Annotated in this window: 23 protein-coding genes and 1 tRNA gene; 10 read left to right on the forward strand and 14 right to left on the reverse strand. The window is 64.6% G+C overall.

Annotation, left to right across the window (positions count from 1 at the left end; translation table 11 throughout):
• Nucleotides 1–2 precede the first annotated feature (2 nt).
• Nucleotides 3–431: a large conductance mechanosensitive channel protein MscL gene (mscL, locus tag AC07PE_RS16220; RefSeq protein ID WP_498766240.1), complete on the reverse strand. Its 429-nt coding sequence runs from the start codon at nt 429–431 to the stop codon at nt 3–5.
• 227 nt (nt 432–658) lie between these two features.
• Here mscL and petA point away from each other — a divergent pair, with 227 nt between their 5' ends.
• The 8 genes from petA (at nt 659) to AC07PE_RS16260 (ending at nt 6,203) form a co-directional block, all read left to right on the forward strand.
• Nucleotides 659–1,273, forward strand: a complete 615-nt coding sequence (gene petA / locus AC07PE_RS16225; RefSeq protein WP_498766242.1) for a ubiquinol-cytochrome c reductase iron-sulfur subunit — start codon at nt 659–661, stop codon at nt 1,271–1,273.
• Between the two features lies 1 nt (nt 1,274).
• Nucleotides 1,275–2,684, forward strand: coding sequence for a cytochrome b (locus tag AC07PE_RS16230; protein ID WP_498766244.1), 1,410 nt, complete (start codon nt 1,275–1,277; stop codon nt 2,682–2,684).
• A gap of 20 nt (nt 2,685–2,704) precedes the next feature.
• Entirely contained in the window at nt 2,705–3,466 is a 762-nt protein-coding gene (locus AC07PE_RS16235; RefSeq protein WP_498766246.1) for a cytochrome c1, read from the forward strand.
• A 91-nt stretch (nt 3,467–3,557) separates the two neighbouring features.
• Nucleotides 3,558–4,169, forward strand: a complete 612-nt coding sequence (locus tag AC07PE_RS16240) for a glutathione S-transferase N-terminal domain-containing protein (RefSeq protein WP_052234221.1) — start codon at nt 3,558–3,560, stop codon at nt 4,167–4,169.
• Between the two features lie 89 nt (nt 4,170–4,258).
• On the forward strand, nt 4,259–4,762 hold the full coding sequence (locus AC07PE_RS16245) for a ClpXP protease specificity-enhancing factor (RefSeq protein ID WP_498766249.1): 504 nt from the start codon (nt 4,259–4,261) through the stop codon (nt 4,760–4,762).
• Nucleotides 4,763–4,783: 21 nt separating this feature from the next.
• Nucleotides 4,784–4,859, forward strand: a tRNA-Thr gene (locus AC07PE_RS16250).
• A gap of 215 nt (nt 4,860–5,074) precedes the next feature.
• Complete coding sequence (locus AC07PE_RS16255; protein ID WP_498766251.1) at nt 5,075–5,305, forward strand: hypothetical protein; 231 nt, start codon at nt 5,075–5,077, stop codon at nt 5,303–5,305.
• 121 nt (nt 5,306–5,426) lie between these two features.
• On the forward strand, nt 5,427–6,203 hold the full coding sequence (locus AC07PE_RS16260; protein WP_498766253.1) for a GIN domain-containing protein: 777 nt from the start codon (nt 5,427–5,429) through the stop codon (nt 6,201–6,203).
• Between the two features lie 70 nt (nt 6,204–6,273).
• Here AC07PE_RS16260 and AC07PE_RS16265 read toward each other — a convergent pair whose 3' ends face one another.
• The 12 genes from AC07PE_RS16265 to AC07PE_RS16320 form a co-directional block, all read right to left on the reverse strand.
• Complete coding sequence (locus AC07PE_RS16265; protein WP_498766255.1) at nt 6,274–6,600, reverse strand: BON domain-containing protein; 327 nt, start codon at nt 6,598–6,600, stop codon at nt 6,274–6,276.
• Nucleotides 6,601–6,693: 93 nt separating this feature from the next.
• Nucleotides 6,694–7,788, reverse strand: a complete 1,095-nt coding sequence (locus AC07PE_RS16270; protein WP_498766257.1) for a LytR C-terminal domain-containing protein — start codon at nt 7,786–7,788, stop codon at nt 6,694–6,696.
• An 18-nt stretch (nt 7,789–7,806) separates the two neighbouring features.
• The gene (locus AC07PE_RS16275) at nt 7,807–8,748 is read right to left on the reverse strand and encodes a type II secretion system F family protein (RefSeq protein WP_498766259.1); all 942 of its coding nucleotides are present in this window, start codon (nt 8,746–8,748) and stop codon (nt 7,807–7,809) included.
• A gap of 10 nt (nt 8,749–8,758) precedes the next feature.
• The gene (locus AC07PE_RS16280) at nt 8,759–9,736 is read right to left on the reverse strand and encodes a type II secretion system F family protein (protein ID WP_498766261.1); all 978 of its coding nucleotides are present in this window, start codon (nt 9,734–9,736) and stop codon (nt 8,759–8,761) included.
• A 14-nt stretch (nt 9,737–9,750) separates the two neighbouring features.
• Complete coding sequence (locus AC07PE_RS16285; protein ID WP_498766262.1) at nt 9,751–11,097, reverse strand: TadA family conjugal transfer-associated ATPase; 1,347 nt, start codon at nt 11,095–11,097, stop codon at nt 9,751–9,753.
• Between the two features lie 20 nt (nt 11,098–11,117).
• A complete protein-coding gene (locus AC07PE_RS16290; protein ID WP_498766264.1) occupies nt 11,118–12,293 on the reverse strand; it encodes a CpaE/TadZ family protein in 1,176 nt (391 codons plus the stop codon).
• Between the two features lie 81 nt (nt 12,294–12,374).
• Nucleotides 12,375–12,656: a hypothetical protein gene (locus AC07PE_RS16295; protein WP_498766266.1), complete on the reverse strand. Its 282-nt coding sequence runs from the start codon at nt 12,654–12,656 to the stop codon at nt 12,375–12,377.
• 15 nt (nt 12,657–12,671) lie between these two features.
• The gene (locus AC07PE_RS16300) at nt 12,672–14,213 is read right to left on the reverse strand and encodes a type II and III secretion system protein family protein (RefSeq protein ID WP_498766268.1); all 1,542 of its coding nucleotides are present in this window, start codon (nt 14,211–14,213) and stop codon (nt 12,672–12,674) included.
• Nucleotides 14,214–14,248: 35 nt separating this feature from the next.
• A complete protein-coding gene (cpaB, locus tag AC07PE_RS16305) occupies nt 14,249–15,097 on the reverse strand; it encodes a Flp pilus assembly protein CpaB (RefSeq protein WP_498766270.1) in 849 nt (282 codons plus the stop codon).
• A complete protein-coding gene (locus AC07PE_RS16310; protein ID WP_498766272.1) occupies nt 15,098–16,459 on the reverse strand; it encodes a DUF8689 domain-containing protein in 1,362 nt (453 codons plus the stop codon).
• Between the two features lie 102 nt (nt 16,460–16,561).
• Nucleotides 16,562–17,080 (reverse strand): A24 family peptidase, encoded by a 519-nt coding sequence (locus AC07PE_RS16315; RefSeq protein ID WP_498766274.1) that lies wholly within the window; start codon nt 17,078–17,080, stop codon nt 16,562–16,564.
• Between the two features lie 57 nt (nt 17,081–17,137).
• A complete protein-coding gene (locus tag AC07PE_RS16320) occupies nt 17,138–17,326 on the reverse strand; it encodes a Flp family type IVb pilin (protein WP_498766276.1) in 189 nt (62 codons plus the stop codon).
• A gap of 397 nt (nt 17,327–17,723) precedes the next feature.
• Between AC07PE_RS16320 and AC07PE_RS16325 the strand changes: the two genes are divergently transcribed.
• Entirely contained in the window at nt 17,724–18,755 is a 1,032-nt protein-coding gene (locus AC07PE_RS16325) for a GGDEF domain-containing protein (protein WP_498766278.1), read from the forward strand.
• 15 nt (nt 18,756–18,770) lie between these two features.
• On the opposite strand, the gene AC07PE_RS16330 is transcribed toward AC07PE_RS16325, so the two are convergent.
• Nucleotides 18,771–19,994, reverse strand: a complete 1,224-nt coding sequence (locus AC07PE_RS16330) for an HD-GYP domain-containing protein (RefSeq protein WP_498766280.1) — start codon at nt 19,992–19,994, stop codon at nt 18,771–18,773.
• A gap of 132 nt (nt 19,995–20,126) precedes the next feature.
• Here AC07PE_RS16330 and AC07PE_RS16335 point away from each other — a divergent pair, with 132 nt between their 5' ends.
• Entirely contained in the window at nt 20,127–21,065 is a 939-nt protein-coding gene (locus AC07PE_RS16335; protein WP_498766282.1) for a LysR substrate-binding domain-containing protein, read from the forward strand.
• Nucleotides 21,066–21,176: the final 111 nt, after the last annotated feature.

Below are 21,176 nucleotides of genomic sequence, written 5' to 3' on the forward strand. Positions count from 1 at the left end.
ACTTATTTGCTCTTCAGCGAATCGCGGATCTCGCGCAGCAGCAGGATCTCTTCCGCCGTGGCGGCCGCGGCCACCGCTTCTTCCTTGGTCGTGAACGTATTGCGCATCCGGTTCATCAGGCGCACCATCTGGAAGATGATGAAGGCCAGGATAATGAAGTTCAGCAGGATGGTCAGGAAATTACCGTAGGCTAGCACCGCGCCGGCTTTCTTCGCTTCCGCCAGCGGCAATCCATAAGCCTGTCCATTCAAAGGCAGGTAATAGCTGGCGAAGTCGAGGCCGCCAAAGATCTTGCCGATCGGCGGCATGATCACGTCCTGCACCAGCGAATCGACGATGCGCCCGAAGGCCCCGCCGATGATCACGCCGACTGCCAGATCGACCACATTGCCCTTCATCGCAAACTGCCTGAACTCCTGCATCATTCCCATGTGCGCCTCCCATGATGTTTTGGACATAACCCCTGGCGATGATACCTGAAAGCGGCCTTGCTCCCGCCCTGGAGTGACTTACGCATTTGGAAGGCCTCGTAACCCAAAGAACATTTTTTCTTTAATTTGCAAAACTGTTCACATATAATCGACTGTTGCAAAAAAGGTTTTTACCTCATTGCAATCTATTGCATTGCAGCATTTCGCATTTGACGAATGGAGTTGGTATGAGTGAAGAGAAGCAGGTCGATTCCGGCCGGCGAAACTTGCTCGTGGCTACATGCGCGGCGGGTGGCGTTGTCGGTGTTTCAACGGCCGGAGTCCTGGTAAGTACTTTCCAGCCTTCGGAACGAGCAAAGGCGGCGGGCGCGCCAGTCGAGGTAGATATCTCCGACGTCAAGCCTGGTGAACTGAAAGTGGTGGAATGGCGCGGCAAGCCGGTCTGGATCCTGCGCCGCACTCCGGAAATGCTGGCGAGCCTCAAGAAAAACGATCCCTTGGTCGCCGATCCGAATTCGGACAAGCCTTACCAGATGGAGACGCCGGGCTATGCCAAGAATGAAACCCGCTCGCGCAAGGAGCACCAGGAAGTGCTGGTCGCAGTGGGCATCTGTTCCCACCTGGGCTGCTCGCCCTCTTCGCGCTTTGCCGAAGGCCCACAGCCGAACCTGCCGGACGACTGGCATGGCGGCTTCCTCTGCCCCTGCCACGGTTCGACCTTCGACCTGTCCGGCCGCGTCTTCAAGAACAAGCCGGCGCCGGCCAACCTCGACGTCCCCCCGTACATGTACCTGGCCGATAACAAGCTGATCATCGGCAAAGACGAGAAAGGCGAGGCATAAGATGGGCGCTGCGTTCAAGGAAACCAAACTCCCGGCGGATGCCCCGAAGAGCCAGAAAGCCCTGGCCTGGATCGACGATCGCTTCCCGCTGACCAAGCTGTGGAACGACCAATGGGGCCGCTACTACGCCCCGAAGAACTTCAACGTCTGGTACATCTTCGGCTCGCTGGCCATGCTGATCCTGGTGCTGCAGATCGTCACCGGCATCTTCCTGACCATGCACTACAAGCCGGACGCCGCGCTGGCCTTCGGTTCGGTCGAATACATCATGCGTGAAGTTCCGTGGGGCTGGCTGGTGCGCTACATGCACTCGACCGGCGCCTCGATGTTCTTCATCGTGGTCTACCTGCACATGACCCGTGCCCTGCTGTACGGTTCCTACCGCAAGCCGCGCGAACTGATCTGGCTGTTCGGCTTCGCCACCTTCCTGTGCCTGATGGCGGAAGCCTTCTTCGGCTACCTGCTGCCCTGGGGCCAGATGTCGTACTGGGGCGCCCAGGTGATCGTCAACCTGTTCAGCGCGATCCCGGTCATCGGCCCGGACCTGTCGCTGTGGATCCGCGGCGACTACGTGGTGTCCGACGCGACCCTGAACCGCTTCTTCGCCTTCCACGTGATCGCGATCCCGCTGGTCCTGCTGGGCCTGGTGGCGGCGCACCTGATCGCGCTGCACGAAGTCGGCTCGAACAACCCGGACGGCATCGAGGTCAAGGAAAACGTCGGCCCGGACGGCCATGGCGTCGACATGATCCCGTCGCACCCCTACTACACCACCAAGGACCTGTTCGGTGTGTCGGTGTTCCTGTTCATCTACAGCGCGGTGATCTTCTTCGCACCGGAGATGGGCGGCTACTTCCTGGAATACAACAACTTCCTGCCGGCCGATTCGATGAAGACCCCGCCGCACATCGCGCCGACCTGGTACTTCACGCCCTTCTACTCGGTGCTGCGCGCGACCACCTCGGACTTCATGTGGGTGGTGATGGCCGGCGTTGCTGCCTATGTCGTGTTCATCTGGCTGCGCTCGCGCCTGTCGTACAAGACCAAGATCGCCATCACCGCGATCGCCGTGGTGCTGGAGATCGGCATGCTGTTCCTGGACGCGAAGGTCTGGGGCGTGGTGCTGTTCGGCTCGTCCGTCGTGATCCTGGCCCTGCTGCCGTGGCTGGACCACTCGCCGGTGAAGTCGATCCGCTACCGTCCGGACTGGCACAAGTACGTGTACCTCGTGTTCGCCATCGCCTTCGTCGCGCTGGGCTACCTCGGCACCCAGTTGCCGACCCCGGCCTACACGCTGATCGCCCAGGCTTGCACGCTGATCTACTTCAGCTTCTTCCTGCTGATGCCGTGGTGGAGCGCTTCGGGCCGGTTCAAGGCCGTGCCGAATCGCGTGACCTTCACCCCGCACTGATCGCAAGGAAAAGGACAACCATGAATTTTTCGAAGAAGATACTCGCGGTCCTTGCCTTGCTGCCGGGATTCGTCTTTGCGAACGAAGGGACTTTCCCGCTGGATCGCGCACCGGAACGCAACGATGTCGCCTCCCTGCAGAATGGCGCCAAGCTGTTCGTCAACTACTGCCTGAACTGCCATTCGGCGTCGGCGATGCGCTACAATCGCCTGCGGGATCTGGGCTTGTCTGAAGACCAGATCAAGAACAACCTGCTGTTTTCCGGCGAGAAGGTGGGCGACATGATGACCATCGCGATGCGCCCCGCGGACGCGAAAGCCTGGTTCGGCGCAGTGCCGCCGGACCTGTCGGTGATCACGCGCGCCCGCGCATCCGGCGCCGGTTCGGGTGCGGACTACCTGTACACCTACCTGCGCACCTTCTACAAGGACGATACCCGCCCGACCGGCTGGAACAACATGGTGGTGCCGAACGTGGCCATGCCGCACGTGCTGTGGCAGCTGCAGGGCGTACGCACCGTGAAGATGGTCGAGGAAGACGATCCGCACGAGCACGGCAAGAAGGTGCACAAGTTCGCCGGTTTCGAGCAGGTCAGCAAAGGCCAGTTCACGCAGCAGGAGTTCGATACCCAGGTGGCCGACCTGGTCGCCTACATGAACTGGATGGCGGAGCCGGCGCAGGACTTGCGCAAGCGCCTCGGTGCGATCGTGTTGCTGTTCCTTGCTTGTTTCGCTTTCCTTGCGTGGCGTTTGAACGCTTCTTATTGGAAAGACGTAAAGTGATTTGATTGCCCGGTTATAATGCGGGCAATTATTATCCTGGGGTGAGCCGCGTGGCGCTTCACCCCTTTGTTTCTTGAAGGAACTATAAACCATGATGGTTCTCTACTCCGGCACCACGTGCCCGTTCTCCCAGCGCTGCCGTCTAGTCCTGTTCGAAAAGGGCATGGACTTCGAAGTGCGCGACGTGGATCTGTTCAACAAGCCCGAAGACATCTCGACGATGAACCCGTACGGCCAGGTGCCGATCCTGGTCGAGCGCGAGCTGATCCTGTACGAATCGAACATCATCAACGAGTACATCGACGAGCGCTTCCCGCATCCGCAGCTGATGCCGGCCGATCCGCTGATGCGCGCCCGCGCCCGCCTGATGCTGTTCAACTTCGAGAAAGAGCTGTTCGTGCACGTGAACACGCTCGAGAACGAGCGCAGCAAGGTTGGCGACAAGAGCCACGACAAGGCCCGTGCGGAAATCCGCGACCGCCTGACCACGCTGGCCCCGCTGTTCCTGAAGAACAAGTACATGCTGGGTGACGAGTTCTCGATGCTGGACGTCGCCATCGCCCCGCTGCTGTGGCGCCTGGACCACTACGGCATCGAACTGTCGAAGACCGCCGCGCCGCTGATGAAGTACGCCGAGCGCATCTTCTCGCGTCCTGCCTACATCGAAGCGCTGACGCCTTCGGAAAAGGTCATGCGCCGCTAAGCTGCACCGTTGCACGCCAGTTCCCGACGTCGGATAACGAATCGGATTACACTGGCGTGTAACAACTTGTAAGCATTCTGATCCTGAACATGCCAGACATTTCAACGAAGCCTTATCTGCTGCGCGCCATCTATGAATGGTGCACGGACAGCGGCTACACGCCTTACCTGGCGGTCAAGGTCGACGCCGCGACCACGGTTCCGATGGAATACGTGAAGAAGGGCGAGATCATCCTCAACATCAGCTACGGCGCAACCTCCGGGCTGAAGATGGACAACGACGCAATCACCTTCCGCGCCCGCTTCAACGGCGTCTCGCGCGAGCTCTACATTCCGGTGCAGAACGTGCTGGCAATCTATGCCAACGAGAACGGCCAGGGCATGGCCTTCGATGTCAGCACCACCGCTGCCGACATGGCGCCGCCGCCGGCGTCGGCTTCTGCTCCTGAAGCAGCGCCCGCCTCCCCTGCCGGTTTGTCGGCCGTCCCGGGCAAGACCGCGAGTGCGCCGACTGCCGAGGTGTCGCATCTACCCGACGGCGACAACGAGCCGCCCAAAAAAGGTGGCCGCCCGACGTTGACCAGGATCAAATAGAGGTATAATTCTGGCCACATTGCCGGCTTAGCTCATCAGGTAGAGCAGTTGATTTGTAATCATCAGGTGGCGGGTTCGAGTCCTGCAGCCGGCACCAAAAGAATCAAGCACTTGGCCCAGCCTTTATGGTTGGGCTTTTTGCTTTTGTGGCGGACAGATCACTTGTTTGCCGTAAGAGCAACAATCCTCGTACACTGAGCACTCCGGGCCTGCAAGCAGACGCATCCCTCAAGAATTCCGGGTAACACATGCAGGGCAGCGCGCCAGCTGCCTCGTCTGAGGCTGGCTCTCAACAACCATGGAGTAAACAGCATGATGAAACATCTCTTGATCGTCGCTGGTGCGGCCTGTCTGCTCAGCGCCTGCGCCACTGATCCTGGCACCAACGGGCAACAACTCTCGCGCGCGGACCGCGAGGAACCGACCGGCAGCATGCTGCCGCGCCGCCGTGGGGCTAGCAATGCGCAAGTGATCAACAAGGACCAGATCGATACCAACCAGATCCTGAACCAGGGCGCCACCCAGCCGCACGTCAAGCCCTGAGCGCAGCGTCAGGCGATTTTGCGCTTCATACCGCCGATGCTGCAGTCTGTCGCAATCCGGCCTGCCGACGGAATGCACGAGCATATAGTCCATCCATCAGAACAGCTTTTGGAGACAAGTCATGAACAAACTGCTCGGCACCGCATTCCTGGCCACCACCTTCGTCATGGGCAGCCACGCCGCCTGGGCCGACGACATCGTGCGTGAAAACCGTCCTGTCGACGCCAAGGTCTCGAAGATCCACCTGGGCGGCGTGATCCGCCTGACCGTGCGCCAGGGTTCGACGCCGTCGCTGGTGGTGTCGGGCGACCGCCGCTACGTCTCGAAAATCACCACGACCCAGCGCGGCGACACGCTGACCATCGACACCGAGAGCAATAACAACATGCACTTCGGACGCAATAATTCGGGCGAGCTGCGCGCCGACCTAGTGGTGCCGAACCTGCAGGAATTCGTGTCCGAGGGCGTGGGCCAGAGCGAGGTATCGGGCTTCAGCGGCGACAAGCTGAGCGTCTCGCTGGACGGCGCCGGCGCCGTCAAGGTGAGCGGCCAGTACCGCGACATCGACGCCCACCTGGGCGGCGTCGGCGGCCTGACCCTGAACGCGACCGGCCAGGCCGACCGCATCGAGGTGAAACTGGGCGGCGCCGGCCAGATCAGCGTGAGCGGCCAGACCAAGGTGCTGCGTGCCCACCTGGGCGGCGTCGGCAGCCTCGATGCGCAGCAGCTGCGCGCCGACTCCGTCGACCTCGACATGTCGGGTCTGGGCGGCGCCAGCGTGTTCGCGAAGACCGCGGCCAACGTCAATTTGAACGGCATGGGCTCGGCCACCGTCTACGGCAAGCCGTCGACGCGCAATGCGACCACGAATGGATTCGGGAAGGTGAGCTGGCAGTAATTGAACCGCACTGAGCAGCTGGTAATGCGCACACCGGCCGGCGGAACCGGCCGGATCGCGGCTGGGCCGCTTAGCGGATCACCGTGTCGTTCTTGACGGATTTCACGCCCTTCACGCCACGGGCCAGCTCGACAGCTTTCTGGGCGCTTTCGCGCGAGTCGACGAAACCGCTCAGCTGGACCGTACCCTTGAACGTTTCCACCTGAACCTGGGTCGCCTTGACGGTCGGGTCGGCGGCAAAGGCTGCCTTCACCTTGCCGGTGATCATCGAGTCATCGATGTATTCCCCGGTGCCTTCGCGGGTGGGAGTCGGGGCGCAAGCGACCACCGATACCAGCATGGCGCCAGCGATGACAGATTGGGCAATAGCGGACTGGAAACGACGAGTAAAAGCCATGGCAGTTCTCCCGAATTGGTTGAGATTTTAATTATTCCCAATTTCGAACTAGCCTGGCGCTCGATACTGTTGTGAAAACGACACCCTCCCCACTCAGGGGGCTGCCGCCCCGCTCGCCTGACTTGCCGGCGTGGCGCTCGCGCGGCTGGCAATCGCACTGGCCGACAGGTCGCGGCCGATCACCAGCCGCAGGTTGACGCGGCCGGCCGTGCTGACCTCGACCGGCTTGCCGGCGCCGAAACGCTCGGCCAGCCGCTCGGCCACGCCGCGGAAGGCCGGCTGGTACTCGATGCGGGTCTGGCGCACCGCGAAGCCCTTCTCGTTGGTCAGCCGCACCACCTTCAGATCGGTATCGCGCAGCTGGCGCGACATCAGCCGCGCCAGGCCCTGGCGCCCGTTGCCGTTGCTGATCTCGAGCGCGGCGACGATGACCGGATCGCGGTTTTCCTTCGGCAGCGACGGCACGGGCAGCTTGCCGGCCGGCGCCGCGCTGCGCGCCGGCGCCATGCGGCGCAGCTCGAGCAGGCCGTTCGCCCTGGTGGTGACTTCGACGAAGGCCCAGTCCTGGTCCGGACGCGGGGGCGCCTTGACCGCGTTTTCGATGGCCGGCAGCCTGGCGCCACCGTCGACGGCGGCGTAATCGGTGCGGAAATCGTGCGCGCGCAGGGCGCTGGCCTGGCGCAGCATCTGCCCGGCGCGCTCGTCCTGGCCGAGCTGCTGCAGGGTCTCGCCGAGGCGCTGCCAGGTGCGGTGGTTCAGCGGATCGAGCAGGCAGGCTTTCTCCAGCGCGACCAGGGCTTCATCATATTGGCCATTCAGGAAATAAGCATGGCCGAGATTCCCGAACAGGAAGGCGGTGCCGGCGCCCGACGCCATCGTGGCGCCGCGCGTGAGCTCACGCCAGATGGGAATCGCTTTGGCGAAGTCGCGCTGCTCGGCGTAGGCGGTCGCCAGTCCGTTGCGCGCGTTCACGTGGGTAGCGTCCGCCTGCAGCGCCTGCTGGTAAGCAGAGATCGCATCCTCGTAGCGGCGCGCCAGGTGCAGGTTGCGGCCGCGCAGGTAGTGGTCGTCGGCGGCAGCGACGGCGGCTTGTGGCGCTTCATGCCGCAGGTAAGGACTGCCGCAGGCCATCAGCAGCGCACCGCTGCACAACAGGGGCAAGGTGTGGGTCAGGATTCGGGTACGCATGACACTCTCCGCGAAAGATCATTGATTGCTGAGGACACTGCCGAAGACGCGTGAGAGCTGGATCACGGCGGGTCCGAGCAGGACCATCAGCAAGGTCGGGAAGATGCAGAAGATGAGCGGGAACAGCAGCTTCAGGCCGATTTTGGCGGCCGCTTCCTCGGCAATCACGCGGCGCTTGTTGCGCAGGTTTTCCGAGTACACGCGCAAGGCGTCGCCGATGCTGGTGCCGAAGCGCTCGGACTGGATCAGCATCGCGACCAGCGAATCGACGTCGTCCAGGCCGACCCGCAGTGCGAAGTTGCGCAGGCTTTTTTCCTTGCTGAAGCCGGCGCGCATCTCCATCAGCACCAGCTGAAATTCCTGCGCCAGCGTCACGCTCTTGATGTGGATTTCGGCCGCCACCTTGACCAGCGCGCGCTCCAGGCTCAAGCCGGCTTCGACGCAGACGGTCAGCAGGTCGAGTGCATCGGGGATGGTCTCGAAGATCTCGCGCTTGCGGCGCTTGATGACGCGGGCCAGGACCACGTTCGGCAAGTAGTAGCCGCAGGATGCCGCCAGCAGCAGCAGGAACATGATCAAGGTGCCGTCCGGGACGGCGGGCACGAAGGCGATGCCGATGCCGGCCAGCGCCGGCAGGACCAGCGCAAGCACGGTCTTGGGGGCGAAGTAGAGCGCCGGCGCGGCCGGGTTGCGCCAGCCGGCATTCATGAAGCGGGCGCGCAGGGCCGATTTTTCCCACCCTTCGTCCGGCACCGACAGCTTGGTCAGCGGGCGTACGGCGCGCACCACCTGTTCGATCCAGCCGCGGCGGCGATCGGCGACGTCGGCGTCCGAGGGCGCTGTGGAATCCGCCAGGCGCGCGCGCAAGGTGCCGGGCGCGAACAGCATCATGCCCAGCCAGATCAGGCCGCAGGCGATCGCGAACACGATCAGCAGGAACAGCAGTTGTGCGCTCGTCATCGATGCCTCCTCAGATGTGGATACGGATTACCTTGCGCAGCCACATCACGCCGAAGACAATCATCACCAGCGCGTACCAGAGCAGCCTGATTCCGGTCGGATCGGTCCAGAGCGGCTTGATGTAATTGGGATTGATCAGCAACAGCATTCCGGCCACGCCGAACGGCAGCAGCCCGAGGATCCAGGCCGACATCCGGCCCTCGGCCGACAACACCCGCACCTGGGCCGCCAGCTTCAGGCGGCCGCGGATGATCTGGCTGATATTGCCGAGAATTTCAGCCAGGTTGCCGCCGGTCTCGCGCTGGATCAGGATGGCGATGATCAGGTAGCGCAGGTCGGTCAGCGGAATCCGCGCCGCCAGGTTGTGCAGCGCCTCGCTCATCGGCACACCGTAGTTGATCTCTTCGCGCGCGACCCGGAACTCGCCGCTGAGGGGTTCCGGCAGCTCGTTGCTGACGATCTGCAGCACGTTGGTGAACGAATGGCCGGCGCGCAGGGCGCGGGCGATGAAGTCGGCCGCTTCCGGCAGTTGCTCTTCGATGCGCGCCAGGCGCCGCACGCGCGCGCGCCGCACCAGCACCAGCGGGATCATCGAGAACAGCAGCGCGATGCCGGCGCGCAGCGCCAGCGGCAGCGGCCATTGCGCGACCAGGAAGGCCCCCATCAGCAGCGCGGCGCCCGACCACATCAGGAAGGACTCGACCGACCATTTCTTCCCGGACTGCACCAGCAGCTCGTCGATGCGATGCGCGAAGGTGGCGCGGTGCAGCAGGCGGTCGGCCAGGTCGTGACGGCTGAAGCGGCGCTGCTTCAGGATCGAGATGCGCTCACCGCTGCGGCTGGCGCCGCCGGACATGAGCTGCAGGCGGCGCGCCACGCGCTGCGCCGCCGCGCCGTGGGCGCTGACCCACCACAGGTAGAAGCCTTCGATGCCGAGGATGATGGCAGCGAACAGGAAGACCACGAACGCATAGAAGAGGATGTCCATGCAAGACTCCGCGCCTAGGTGAAGATCCGGTCGGGGTCGAAGGTGTCTTCGGGCACCGGGGCGCCGAACATCTTGAGGCGCTCGGCGAAACGCGGCCGCACGCCGGTGGCGCAGAAGTGGCCCAGCACCTTGCCGTCGGCATCGACGCCGGTCTGTTCGAAGCGGAAGATCTCCTGCATCGAGATGATATCGCCTTCCATGCCGGTGATTTCCTGCATGCTCACCACCTTGCGAGTGCCGTCGGTCAGGCGCGAGGCCTGCAGGACCACGGTGATGGCCGAGCAGATCTGCTGGCGGATCGCGCGCGGGGTCAGGCTCACTCCCGCCATGCCGACCATGTTCTCCAGGCGCGCCAGCGCATCGCGCGGCGTGTTCGCGTGGATCGTCGCGAGCGAGCCTTCGTGGCCGGTGTTCATCGCCTGCAGCATGTCCATCGCTTCCGCGCCGCGGACCTCGCCCAGGATGATGCGGTCGGGCCGCATCCGCAGCGAGTTGCGCACCAAGGCGCGCTGCGTGACCTCGCCCTTGCCTTCGATGTTCGGCGGCCGGGTCTCGAGGCGCACCACGTGCGGCTGGCGCAGCTGCAGCTCGGCGGCATCCTCGATGGTGACGATGCGCTCGTTGCCGGGGATGAAGCCGGAGATCAGGTTCAGCAGCGTGGTCTTGCCGCTGCCGGTGCCGCCCGAGATCAGGATGTTGACCTTGGCCACGCCGAGGCTCTCGAGCACCTTGATCATCGGCGGCGTCACGCTCTTCAGGTCGAGCAGGTTCTGCACCGTCAGCGGGGTCGTGCCGAAGCGCCGGATCGACACCAGCGGCCCGTCGACCGCAAGCGGCGGGATGATGGCGTTGACGCGCGAACCGTCCGGCAGGCGCGCGTCGACCATCGGGCTCGATTCGTCGACGCGGCGGCCCACGCGCGAGACGATCTTCTCGATGATCTTCATCAGGTGGGCATTGTCGTGGAAGCTCACCTCGGTGAGTTCCAGCCGGCCGCGCCGCTCGACGTAGACCTTGTTGTAGGTGTTGACCAGGATGTCGGAAACGGTCGGGTCGTTCAGCAGCGGCTCGAGCGGGCCGAAGCCGAGCATTTCGTGCTGGATGTCGAGCACCAGGTGGTGCCGCTCCTGCTGATTCAGCACGATCCGTTCTTCTTCGATGATGCGCTGGACCAGCAGCGCCAGCTCGTGCTTGAACTGCTCGCTGGTCAAGCGCTTCAGGCGCTCCAGATCGATCCGGTCGAGGATCATCTGGTGCATGGTTTTCTTCAGTTCCTGATACGCCTGTTGCGCCACTTCCGGCAGGTGGTTGTGGTGCTGGCGCTCCTCGTCGGCTCCGGACAAACGCTCGCGCAGGGACATGGGGTCGGCTCCTTCAAAGTTCAGTCATCGCCTTCGCCGCGTCCGAACAGACGGTCGAGCAGGCCCTTGGTTTCGGTCACGCGGCGCGCGGTCACCACTTCGACCAGGTCGGCCAGGCTGCGCGCGGCGGCGCTGCCGCGCGACAGCTGCAGCACGGGGATGCCCTGGTTGACCGAATCGGTGACTGCAACGTAATCGTTGGGGATGGTATGCAGCACTTCGGCGCCGAGCGCCGCATGCAGGTCCTGCAGGCGCAGGCGCCCGCCCTTTTCGTAACGGTTCACGATCAGGCGGATATGGTCGGTGATGTAGCCGAGCGAACGGAAGATGTCGAGCAGGCGCCGGGCGTCGCGGATATCCGGCAGCGCCAGCTGCAGCACCGGATAGATCGCATCGGTGCTGTCGAGCGCGCGCAGCGACACGGCGTCGATCTGGCGGCCGACATCGAGCAGGATGTAGTCGTAATGCTGGCGCGCCACGCGCAGGATGGTGTCGATGTGCTCGGGCTTCGCTTCGGTCGTCTGGCCCGGATCGTCGGCCGCGGCCAGTACGCCGAAGCCCGGCGCCACGTGCACCAGGCAGGATTCGAGGAAGGGACCGTCGATGCGTGCGATCTGCTGGCACACGTCCGACAGCGTCATCGCAGGCTTCTGGTCGGACACGTACAAGGTCGCGTCGCCGAACTGGCGGTGCAGGTCGATCAGCAGCACCTTCTTGTCGGCCAGCGTCGCCAGCGCATAGCCGAAATTGGTCGAGATGAAGGTCGCGCCGCTGCCGCCCTTGCAGGCGATAAAGGCGAGGATTTTACCGTCGCGCATGGAGGCCACGCCGGCGCTGGCGGCGATGCGGTCGATCGCTTCGTGCAGCGCGCGGTGTACCAGCGGCAGTTGCAGCACCTCGCGCACGCCTGCACGCATGGCGCGGATCAGGAGTTCGGGGTGGTGATTGTCGGTCAGCAGCATGAAATGCGCTGCCGCGTAATGACGGGTCAGGCGCTCGAGCAGGTCGCCATCGGCGGCATCCGCTTCGCTGGTGTCGACGATGACGAGGCCGGGCGCCTCAACAAGTGGGCGGTCGAGCGCGTCGCGCAGGCTGGCGCGGCTGGCCGCCACGTTCAGCGGCGGCACGCGCGCCGCGCCTTGGGAGGCGATCTCCGCGTAAAGCTGGGTGTCGCGGCTGATCAGCAGGGCTTTCATCGGATTCCTCGGGACGGCAATCGGTCGGGTCCATTTCGGGTTGGGGCGGTGCGCGCTGGAGCCAGTCAGGCAAGCGCTGCATCATTTCTTGCCGCTCCCGCCGATCAACAGCTGCGGCTGCTGATCGGATTCCTTGAACGAACGCTGATAGCGCTCGCGGGCTGCGAGGGCGGCGGCGCCGTCCAGGCCGGAGGCGGGGTTGGCGTTTGCCGCTGCCGCCGGGTCGATGACCTGGGCCGCCAAATTGGCGCGCACCGAGTCGCCGAAGTGATCCTCGAAGCGCGGGGTCGCCGTGCAACCCTGCAGCAGCAAGGCCGCCAGTGCCGCGGCCGCGGCCGCGGCCGCTAGACGATTGCGTGTCATGACCATCGCTCTCTCCTATTTCAGTTCGAAGCCGCCGGCGCTCTGCGTCGGCCGCGCCACCGGGGCCGGCGTCGAGGCGGCGGCGGTGCTGACTTCCGGCGCCGGACCGTCCAGGCGGCCGCCGAGCAGGACCGCGCCGCGCGACGGAATACCCGCTTTGTCGGTCGGCAGTTCGTACCCTGCCCCCTGCATCGGCTTGACAAGGTGGGCCGTGATGACGAACACCAGTTCGGTGCGGTCCTGCTGGTAGTCGGTGCTGCGGAACAGTGCGCCCAGCACCGGCACCTCGCCCAGCACCGGCAAGCCTTTCAGGTTGGCCACCAGGTTGTTCTTGATCAGTCCTCCGATCACGAAACTCTGGCCGTCGTACAGCTGCACGGTGGTGCTGGCACGGCGTGTGGTCACGACCGGCAGGATCGCGCTGCCGCCGAAGCCGGTGGCCGACACACCGATGCCTTCGCGCGACAGTTCCGAGACTTCGGGCGCAACGCGCAGGTTGATGCGGCCGCCTGCGAGCACGGTCGGCGTGAAGCGCAGGCCGACGCCGAACTCCTTTTCTTCCAGCGTGACGCGGTTGTTGTCCTGGGCCACCGGGATGTAGAACTTGCCGCCGGCGAGGAAAGTGCCTTCCTGGCCGCTGATCGCCATCACGTTCGGCTCGGCCAGCACGCGCACCAGGCTGTCCTGCTTCTCCGCGTTCACGGTCAGACCTTTCACACTGGCGCCGGTGACCTTGGTCCCCTGCAGCGCGCCGTGGGCGTTTCCGGTGAGGAAGTTCGACAGCAGGGTCGCGCCCCAGCTGCCCGAGCCGAAACGCAAGGCGGCACCGGCTTCCAGGCGCTCGAGCAGGGACTTCGACACCTCGGCGACCTTCACCTCCAGCTGCACCTGCTGGGGCGCGCGGACCGACAGCAGGTTGATCACCCGCGCGCCGGCCTGGGTCGCGTTGGACGCGCCGGCGCCGTTCGCGTTGGCCACGGTGCCAGGCGCCGCCTCTTCCTTGTCCGGCATGGCTAGCGGACGCAGCGGCCGGTGCACATAGGCGGTCGCCAGCGCAACCGCGCGCTCGACGACGCCGCTGTCGCTGACGCTGCCGCTCAGCACCAGGGTATCGCCGGCAGCCAGCACCTTGATGTCGCGCTCTTCCGGCAGCGCCGCGGCCAGCGTGGCCTGTACGGCCGACGGGTCCATCGCCACCGTGATGTCGAGCATGCTGCAGACCCCGCTCTTGCCCTGCACGATCATGTTGGTGGTGCCGACGTCGATGCCGGCGATGTACAGCGTATCCGGCGCCACCAGCATGGCCTGCACGACGCCGGGATTGCCGACGCTGCGGTGCTGAACTGCTTCCGGCAGGCGCATCAGCTGCGATTTGCCGACATACATAGTCAGCTGGGCAGGCCGCGCCGCTTCGCCCTGGCAGCGCGGACCGGGATCGGCGCGCACCGCCGGCGCGCTGTCGCTCGCCTGCGCGGCGGTCTTGGCGGCGGCAAGCGCGGGCCCGGCTGCGGCCAGGGCCAGGCCGGCGAAGAGAACGCGGACGATCGGCGTATGCATCAGACTTCCGTTCATGGCATCACCCCGGGGTAGGTTCAGAAGCACTCCTGCGCCGCGCGCAGGCCGTTGAGCACGGTGACGCAATCACGCTCCACCTTGGCTGCAGTCTTGACCACGACCGGCACGTGGCGCACCACGACGACAGGCTTCGGTGCGGGCTTGGATGGCGGCGGCGCTTCCGGCAACAGCGTCGTCTTGGTGGCGCCTTCGGTGGAGGCCGACTGCGGATCGACCTGGTTGCGCAGGGCCAGCGACAGCGTGCCCACGCTGCGTGCCAGGTCGAGCTTTTCCGCCTGCTCCGGCGTGACCTCGAGCGTGACCGCGTTGACGACCTTCGGCTTGGTCTCGTCGCGGTTGACTTCCTGGGCCACGGCCAGCACCAGGATCCGCTCCAGCACGATCTTCGAGATGCTCTGCTCGTGCACGCTGGAGCCTGGCGGCACATCCTTTTGCATGCTGACGATGATGTCGACATAATTGCCAGGCAAGGCGAAGCCGGCCACGCCGATCACGTCGTTGACGCGCACGGTGATGGCGCGCTTGCCCTCGGTGATCAGGGCCGACAGGCCGCCCAGGGTGCCGGCCGGCGCCAGCTTGGCTTCGCTCACCGGCTCGCCCGTCACCAGGTTGGTCTTGAGGACGCGGCCATTCAGCTTCTGCGGGTCGACGAACACGCCCTTCGGCATGCTGTGCGCGGGCCAGTCGGCCAGCTTGAACATCTCGGGCGTCAGGCGCTGGCCGAGACTGATGTCGACGGCGGCCACGGCGATTCGTCCCGCGGCGGAACCCGGCTGGCTCAGGAGCCAGCGCGAGGCAAACACCACGGCCGCCAGGCCGAACAGGACCGCGATGGCCATCATCGCGAGGGCACGCTTGTTCTTCATTTACGCCTCCGCTTCGCAAGCAATAAACATGCTGCGCCAGGCCTGCTCGACCGCCGCCGCGGTCAGGCGCGCATCCTGCCCGGCAAAGCCGGCGAAATCGGCGATCCGGTCGAGCAGCTCGCCCGGATAGCAGGCCAGCAGCGCACGCCCGGACTGCACGTGCAGGCGTTCGATCAGGTGTTCGGCAGCGGCGTCGTCGTACTCGATGCGGCGCATCCGGCACTGGCGGCGCAGCAAGGCGCGGTAGGCGCCCGCCGGCCAGGCCCCGATCTCGGCCTTGTAGCCGATCCGGCGCAAGGCCGCGTCGTCGAGAATCGCACCCGGGGCGAGGTTGGTGGCGAACACCACGGCGGTATCGAAGGGCACCGCCTCGGCCTGGCCACCTTGCAGCGTCAACTGGTCGATGCCGGCGTCGAGCGGGCCGATGAAACGGTTCAGGAGCTCGGCGGCCCCGATGCGCTGACGGCCGACGTCATCGATCACCAGCATGCCGTTGTTCGCCTGCAGGTGCGGCGGCGCGTGGTACAGGCCTTCCTCGGCGTCGTAGCGCAGGTCGAGCATCTCGCGTCCCAGCTCGGCGCCGACATGCACCAGCGGACGCTGGCAGATGGTCCAGCGCGCGTCGCAGCTGCGCCGTTCCTCCTGCTGGCGCGCGTGCGGCGGCGGCGCCGCGTGCAGTGCCGGATCGTACAGGCGGATCACCTGGCGGCCGACGATCAACGCGTACGGCACCGCGATCGGGCCCGGCAGCAGGCGCCCCAGCTTGCCGGCCAGATGGGTCTTGCCGCTGCCGGACGGGCCATACAGCAGCAGCGAACGGCGCGCATACAGGGCGGCACCCAGCACGTCGCGCGTGCCTGCGGCGAGGCCGTCCTCACCCAGCGCGGCCGCCAGCTGGGCCGGCGTTATCCGCTCGTCCTGGGCATGGCGCAGCGCCTGCCGTTCCACCACCGCACGGTAGGAAGCGAGCGTGACCGGTGCCGGGCCGACATAGCGGCAGCGCGCCAGGGCATCGGTGGCGCCGCGCTGGCCGATCGCGGTCAACTGGTACTGCATGTCGATATCCGATTCGCCGCACCAGGCCACTTCCACCTGCTGCTCGGCGATCAAGGGATTGAGCACTTCGCGCAGCACGTTGATCGACAGGCGCAGCTTGCCGGCCAAAACCGCCAGCGGGGCCTTGCCGATGGTTTGAATCGCCTTGAGCACCAGGTCGGTGACGAAACGTGGCTCCAGGCCGGTGTCGCGCACCGTCTTGGGCTGGCGCGGCAGGATGGGCGCAATTTCCGGAGCCTCTTGCGCCGCCGTGTGCGCGGCGCGCGGCGCGGTCGCGATACTGCCAGTCGATAAGGTTTCAAGCATCGGAATCCCCTAGGAACCTTCATGTTTTCCGAATCAGGTCGGATTGATTCTAGCGACCGCTTTCCGGCACGCTCTTGCGTTCGGCCAAAAGCGGGCTCAACCTTAATGACGGACCAGGATGGCAATCGTGCCGAGCGCAATCGCCAGCCCATACGGCATCGCGCCGACGCTCGGCTGCGCCGCCGGCATCGTCATGCCCGCGCCCGGCATCCAGATCGAGCACAGGATCCGTTTTATATTTCCCAGCACCTGACGCAGATGTCCGTTCAGGAACACCAGCAGCAGGGCCATGACACCGCCGACACACCAGCTCAGCACGGCGACCTCGAAAGCATCGCCCGGACCGACGAAGGCGCCGACCACGGCCATCATCTTGACGTCGCCGGCAGCCATGCCGTGCGCCAGGTAAAACGGCAGGAACACTGCCAGTCCGACGCCCATCCCGCCGAGCGCCGTCAGCAGCGACGACAGCGGATCGGTCCCCAGCAGATGCAGGCAGAACGCGCCGGCCAGTCCGGCCAGCAGCAAAGCGTTCGGGATCCGGCGCGTGGCCAGGTCGTTGACGGCGGCAATGCTCACCAGCAGAAGCAGGACCGCGTCCAGGTACTGTTCGGTCGGCATAGCCTCCTCCAAAAGAAAAAAACCCTCCGGGCGAAATGCCCGGAGGGTTGCGACGCCTTACGGCACAACGATGCCGTTCAGCTTGTTGCCGATCTTGTTGAACAAGGTCGATACACCGTTGCCCAGAATCCCAGCACCGGTAGCAACCACGACGCCGACCAGTGCTGCGATCAGGCCGTACTCGATAGCGGTCACACCGTTCTCGTCAGCCATGAAGGTTTTGACTGCAGAGGCGAAAGTGCTCATGTGAAACTCCCATATGGTAGGTTAATGAAGACAACCCTGGCCGGAGGCGCTGAACTGCAACTGCCACTGCTGCGCTTTTCGGCTGAAGCTCCGTGTTCCGTGCCAGTGAGTTCACTATAAAAGATGATGCCGTACGGCAAGTTGACTGTACGCAAGTTTTCCAATGGGCATCTTTTCTTGTCGAGCAGAATCAGCCACCCCCTTCTAGGGGGCTCCCTATCGTCAAGATTCTTGAGAAAATGCCTTGAGCGTGAAAAAATTGCTTTTGCATAATTGCATAGAATACAAAAACGCTATATGCTGTTTTGCTTGCTCTTTGTGACATGCCAGATACCTGCGGACGCAACGGCGGTTGGATTTGGCCCGCAGATCGGTGGATTACATTGCTGAGAACGACATGGACTCGCTTCTGAAACACATGGTGGACATGACCGGTCATCGCGATCACGCGATGCTCGACATCTCCGTGATTTCGGCGGTGCAGGAACTGGCCGGCGCCGCGCAGACGCGCATCCTCAGCATTGCCACCGTGGCCGGACAACAGTACCTGCGTTCCCGTGCATCGATCCTGGCGGGCAGCGAAGCGCGCCTGGAAGATGCCCAGGACGGCGCCCTCGGCGAGCCCCTGAGCGCGGAACTGGCGAGCTGCCTGATCGAACACCGTGCCAGCGCCGAAGCAATCGGCGCCGACGGCAGCCGCACGCTGTGGCTGCCGATCTGGTTCGGCGACAAGGCCGGCACCTGCCTCGAGCTGCGCAACGACAAGCCCTTCTGCAGCGATACCATCCTCACCGTCGGCGGCATCGTCGGCGTCTACCGCAATTTCCAGAACCTGCTGGATTACAGCGAGCGCGACTCGCTGACCGGCCTGCTCAACCGCAAGACCTTCGACGACCAGCTGGCGCGCATGCTGCACGGCGCCCACGAGCAGGACCCGCGCCTGCCCGGCCCGGCCGAGCGGCGCCAGCAGCATGGGCCGGAAAAACAGTGGCTGGCGGTGGTCGACGTCGACCACTTCAAGGCCGTCAACGACAAGTTCGGCCACCTGTACGGCGACGAAGTGCTGATCCTGATCGCCAACCTGCTGCAGTCATCGTTCCGGGTCCAGGACCGTGTGTTCCGCTTCGGCGGCGAGGAATTCGTCGTGCTGCTGCGGTCCACGACCCTGGAAAACGCCTGGAAGATCATCGAGCGCTTCCGTACCAACGTCGAGAACCACGAGTTCCCGCAGGTGGGCAAAGTGACGGTCAGCGTGGGCTTCGTGAGCATCAGCGCCTACGAGTCGCCGGTGGTGACCCTGGGCCACGCCGACCAGGCCCTGTACTACGCCAAGAGCAATGGCCGCAACCAGGCCTGCCACTACGACGACCTGGTCTCGCACGGCGTGCTGCAGGCAGTGACTTCGAACGACACCGCCGAATTCTTCTGAGTCTGCCGGACTGGCTTACACAGCGAGCGCCATGAAGCGCATCGGGTCGACCTTCCACTTCTCGGGCGATTCGTGGCGCACGATTTTGTCGCCGCCGCCGAAGCCAAGGCCGCGCGACAGGTCGATGGTCTCCGGCTTGATATAGGTCTGGCTCTTGGTGCTGAAGAACACGTTCACCTTCGGCGTCAGCAGGCTGGTCTCGTGCGGCTCGACCACCACGCCCAGCCGCCCCGATTCCAGCAGCACCAGCGTGCCGACCGGGTAGATGCCGACGCAGCGCATGAACTCCTGGGTCAGCGCCGGATTGAAGTGGAATTTGCTCCACTCGTACATCTTGCGCAGCGCCTCGGCCGCCGGCATGCCCTTGTGATAGCAGCGGTCGGCCGTGATCGCGTCGTAGACGTCGACGATGGCCGCCATCTGCGCCAGCTCACTGATCTGCTCCGCGCCCTGGCGGTCCGGATAACCGGTGCCGTCGCGGCGCTCGTGGTGGTGCAGCGTGATGTCGAGCGGGATCGCGCCGATCTCCGGCGAACGGCGCAGGATGTCGTAGCCGTCGCGCGGATGGCGGCGCACGATCTCGAACTCCTCGTCGGTCAGGCGGCCGGGCTTGTTCAGGATATGGTCCGGCACCAGCGCCTTGCCCGTATCGTGCAGCAGGCCGCCGATACCGGCCTGGTAGATGGTCTCGTCGTCCATCTTGCGCGAGCGGCAGAAGGCCACCAGCAAGGTGCACACGCTTACCGAATGCAGGAAGGTATAGTCGTCCTTGTTCTTGATGTAGGAAAGGCCGAGCAATGCGCTGGCGTTGCGCAGGATGGACGCCGTGATGTTCTCGACCACCGGCGACACCTTGTCCAGCTCGATTGCCTTGCCCAGGCGCGCATCCTGCATCACGGTTTTCACCAGGCCGGTAGCCTGGCGGCGGATGGCGACGGCACGGTCGAACTCCTCGGCCAGCGTGGCGCGCAGCGGCGTCACCGGTTTGGCCGCGATCGCCGCCACTTCCGCGTCGAGCACGGCGTCCGCTTCCTCGACGGTCGGCGCATCGCTCACGTCCAGCCCCTTGCTGCAATCGATGGTCACGCCGCGGATCCCGGCGTTGATGACCTTGCGGACTTCATCCTCGCTGGTGATGACAAAGCGGTTACGGACGAAGGGATGTTCCATCCAGCCGCAGTCGAGGTCGTGGATGGCCATCCCCACGCGCAGCTGTGAGGAATCGATTTTCTTAAGCATGGGGATATAAACGGGGTGTGTTAATCTCGCCGCGTTTCGACGCGCTTTCAGTATAGCAACTGTTGAGTTGCTTCGTTGCCGTAGCTAAATTTTGTTCACGTTGTGTATCCATAAAGATACATTTATTAATTCATGGAACTGCGCCAGCTTCGCTATTTCGTTGCCATCGTCGACCACGGCTCGCTGTCGCGCGCGGCGCTGGTCTTGCACGTGGCGCAGCCGGCGCTGACCCAGCAGCTGCGCCAGCTGGAAGACGAACTCGGGGCGCAGCTGCTGCACCGCTCGGCGCAGGGCGTGGTCAGCACCGATGCCGGTAAAGTATTCTACGAGCACGCGCTGGCGATCCTGAAACAGGTGGCCGATGCCCAGGCGGCTGTGACCCAGTCGGCCGAGCGGCCGTCAGGCAGCGTCACCCTCGGCCTGCCGCACAGTATTTCGGGCGCGCTGGCCCTGCCCCTGCTGACCGCGATCCGCCAGCGTTACCCCGAGATCACCCTGCAGCTGACGGAAGAGCTGACCGGCAACCTGGCCGAGCAGCTGCGCGCGGGCCGCGTCAACCTCGCGGTGCTGCTCGACGACGGCCAGCTGGCCAGCTTCGCCACCACGCCGCTGGTCGAGGAAGAGCTGCGCTTCATCTGCCGTGCGGATGCCCCCTGGGCCGAAGGCCGCGCCAGCCTGAGCCTGGCTGAAGTGCTGGACGCGACTCTGATCCTGCCCGGCCTGCAGCATGGCGTGCGTCCGCGCATCGAAAGCACGGCGCGCGCCGCCGGCCTGCACACGCGCGGCGTCATCGAGATCAACTCGATCGCGATCCTGAAATCGGCGATCCTGGCCGGCATGGGCGCAACCATCCTGCCGGTGGCGCCGGTGCAGGACGAAGTCGAGCGCGGCGCGATGCGCGCCCTTTCGATCCACAGTCCGGCGATTTCGCGCACCGTGGTGCTGTGCACCTCGAAGAACATCCCGCTGACGAACGCCGCCGCCGCCGTCAGCCGCCTGGTGGCGCAGGTAGCGATGGAACTGTGCGCGAACGGCGCCTGGATCGGCGCAAGGGCCATCCAGCCCGCCTGATGGGCCATCATTTTTTCTTATAGCCCCATCCCCATTCCGTATTTCCGTATACGTCAGCTTGTCTCTACACTGCGGGCCAAAGCCAAAAAAGCATAGCCCGGTCCGTTTTCG

Source organism: Telluria sp. GW821-FHT07G12 (assembly GCF_059418525.1).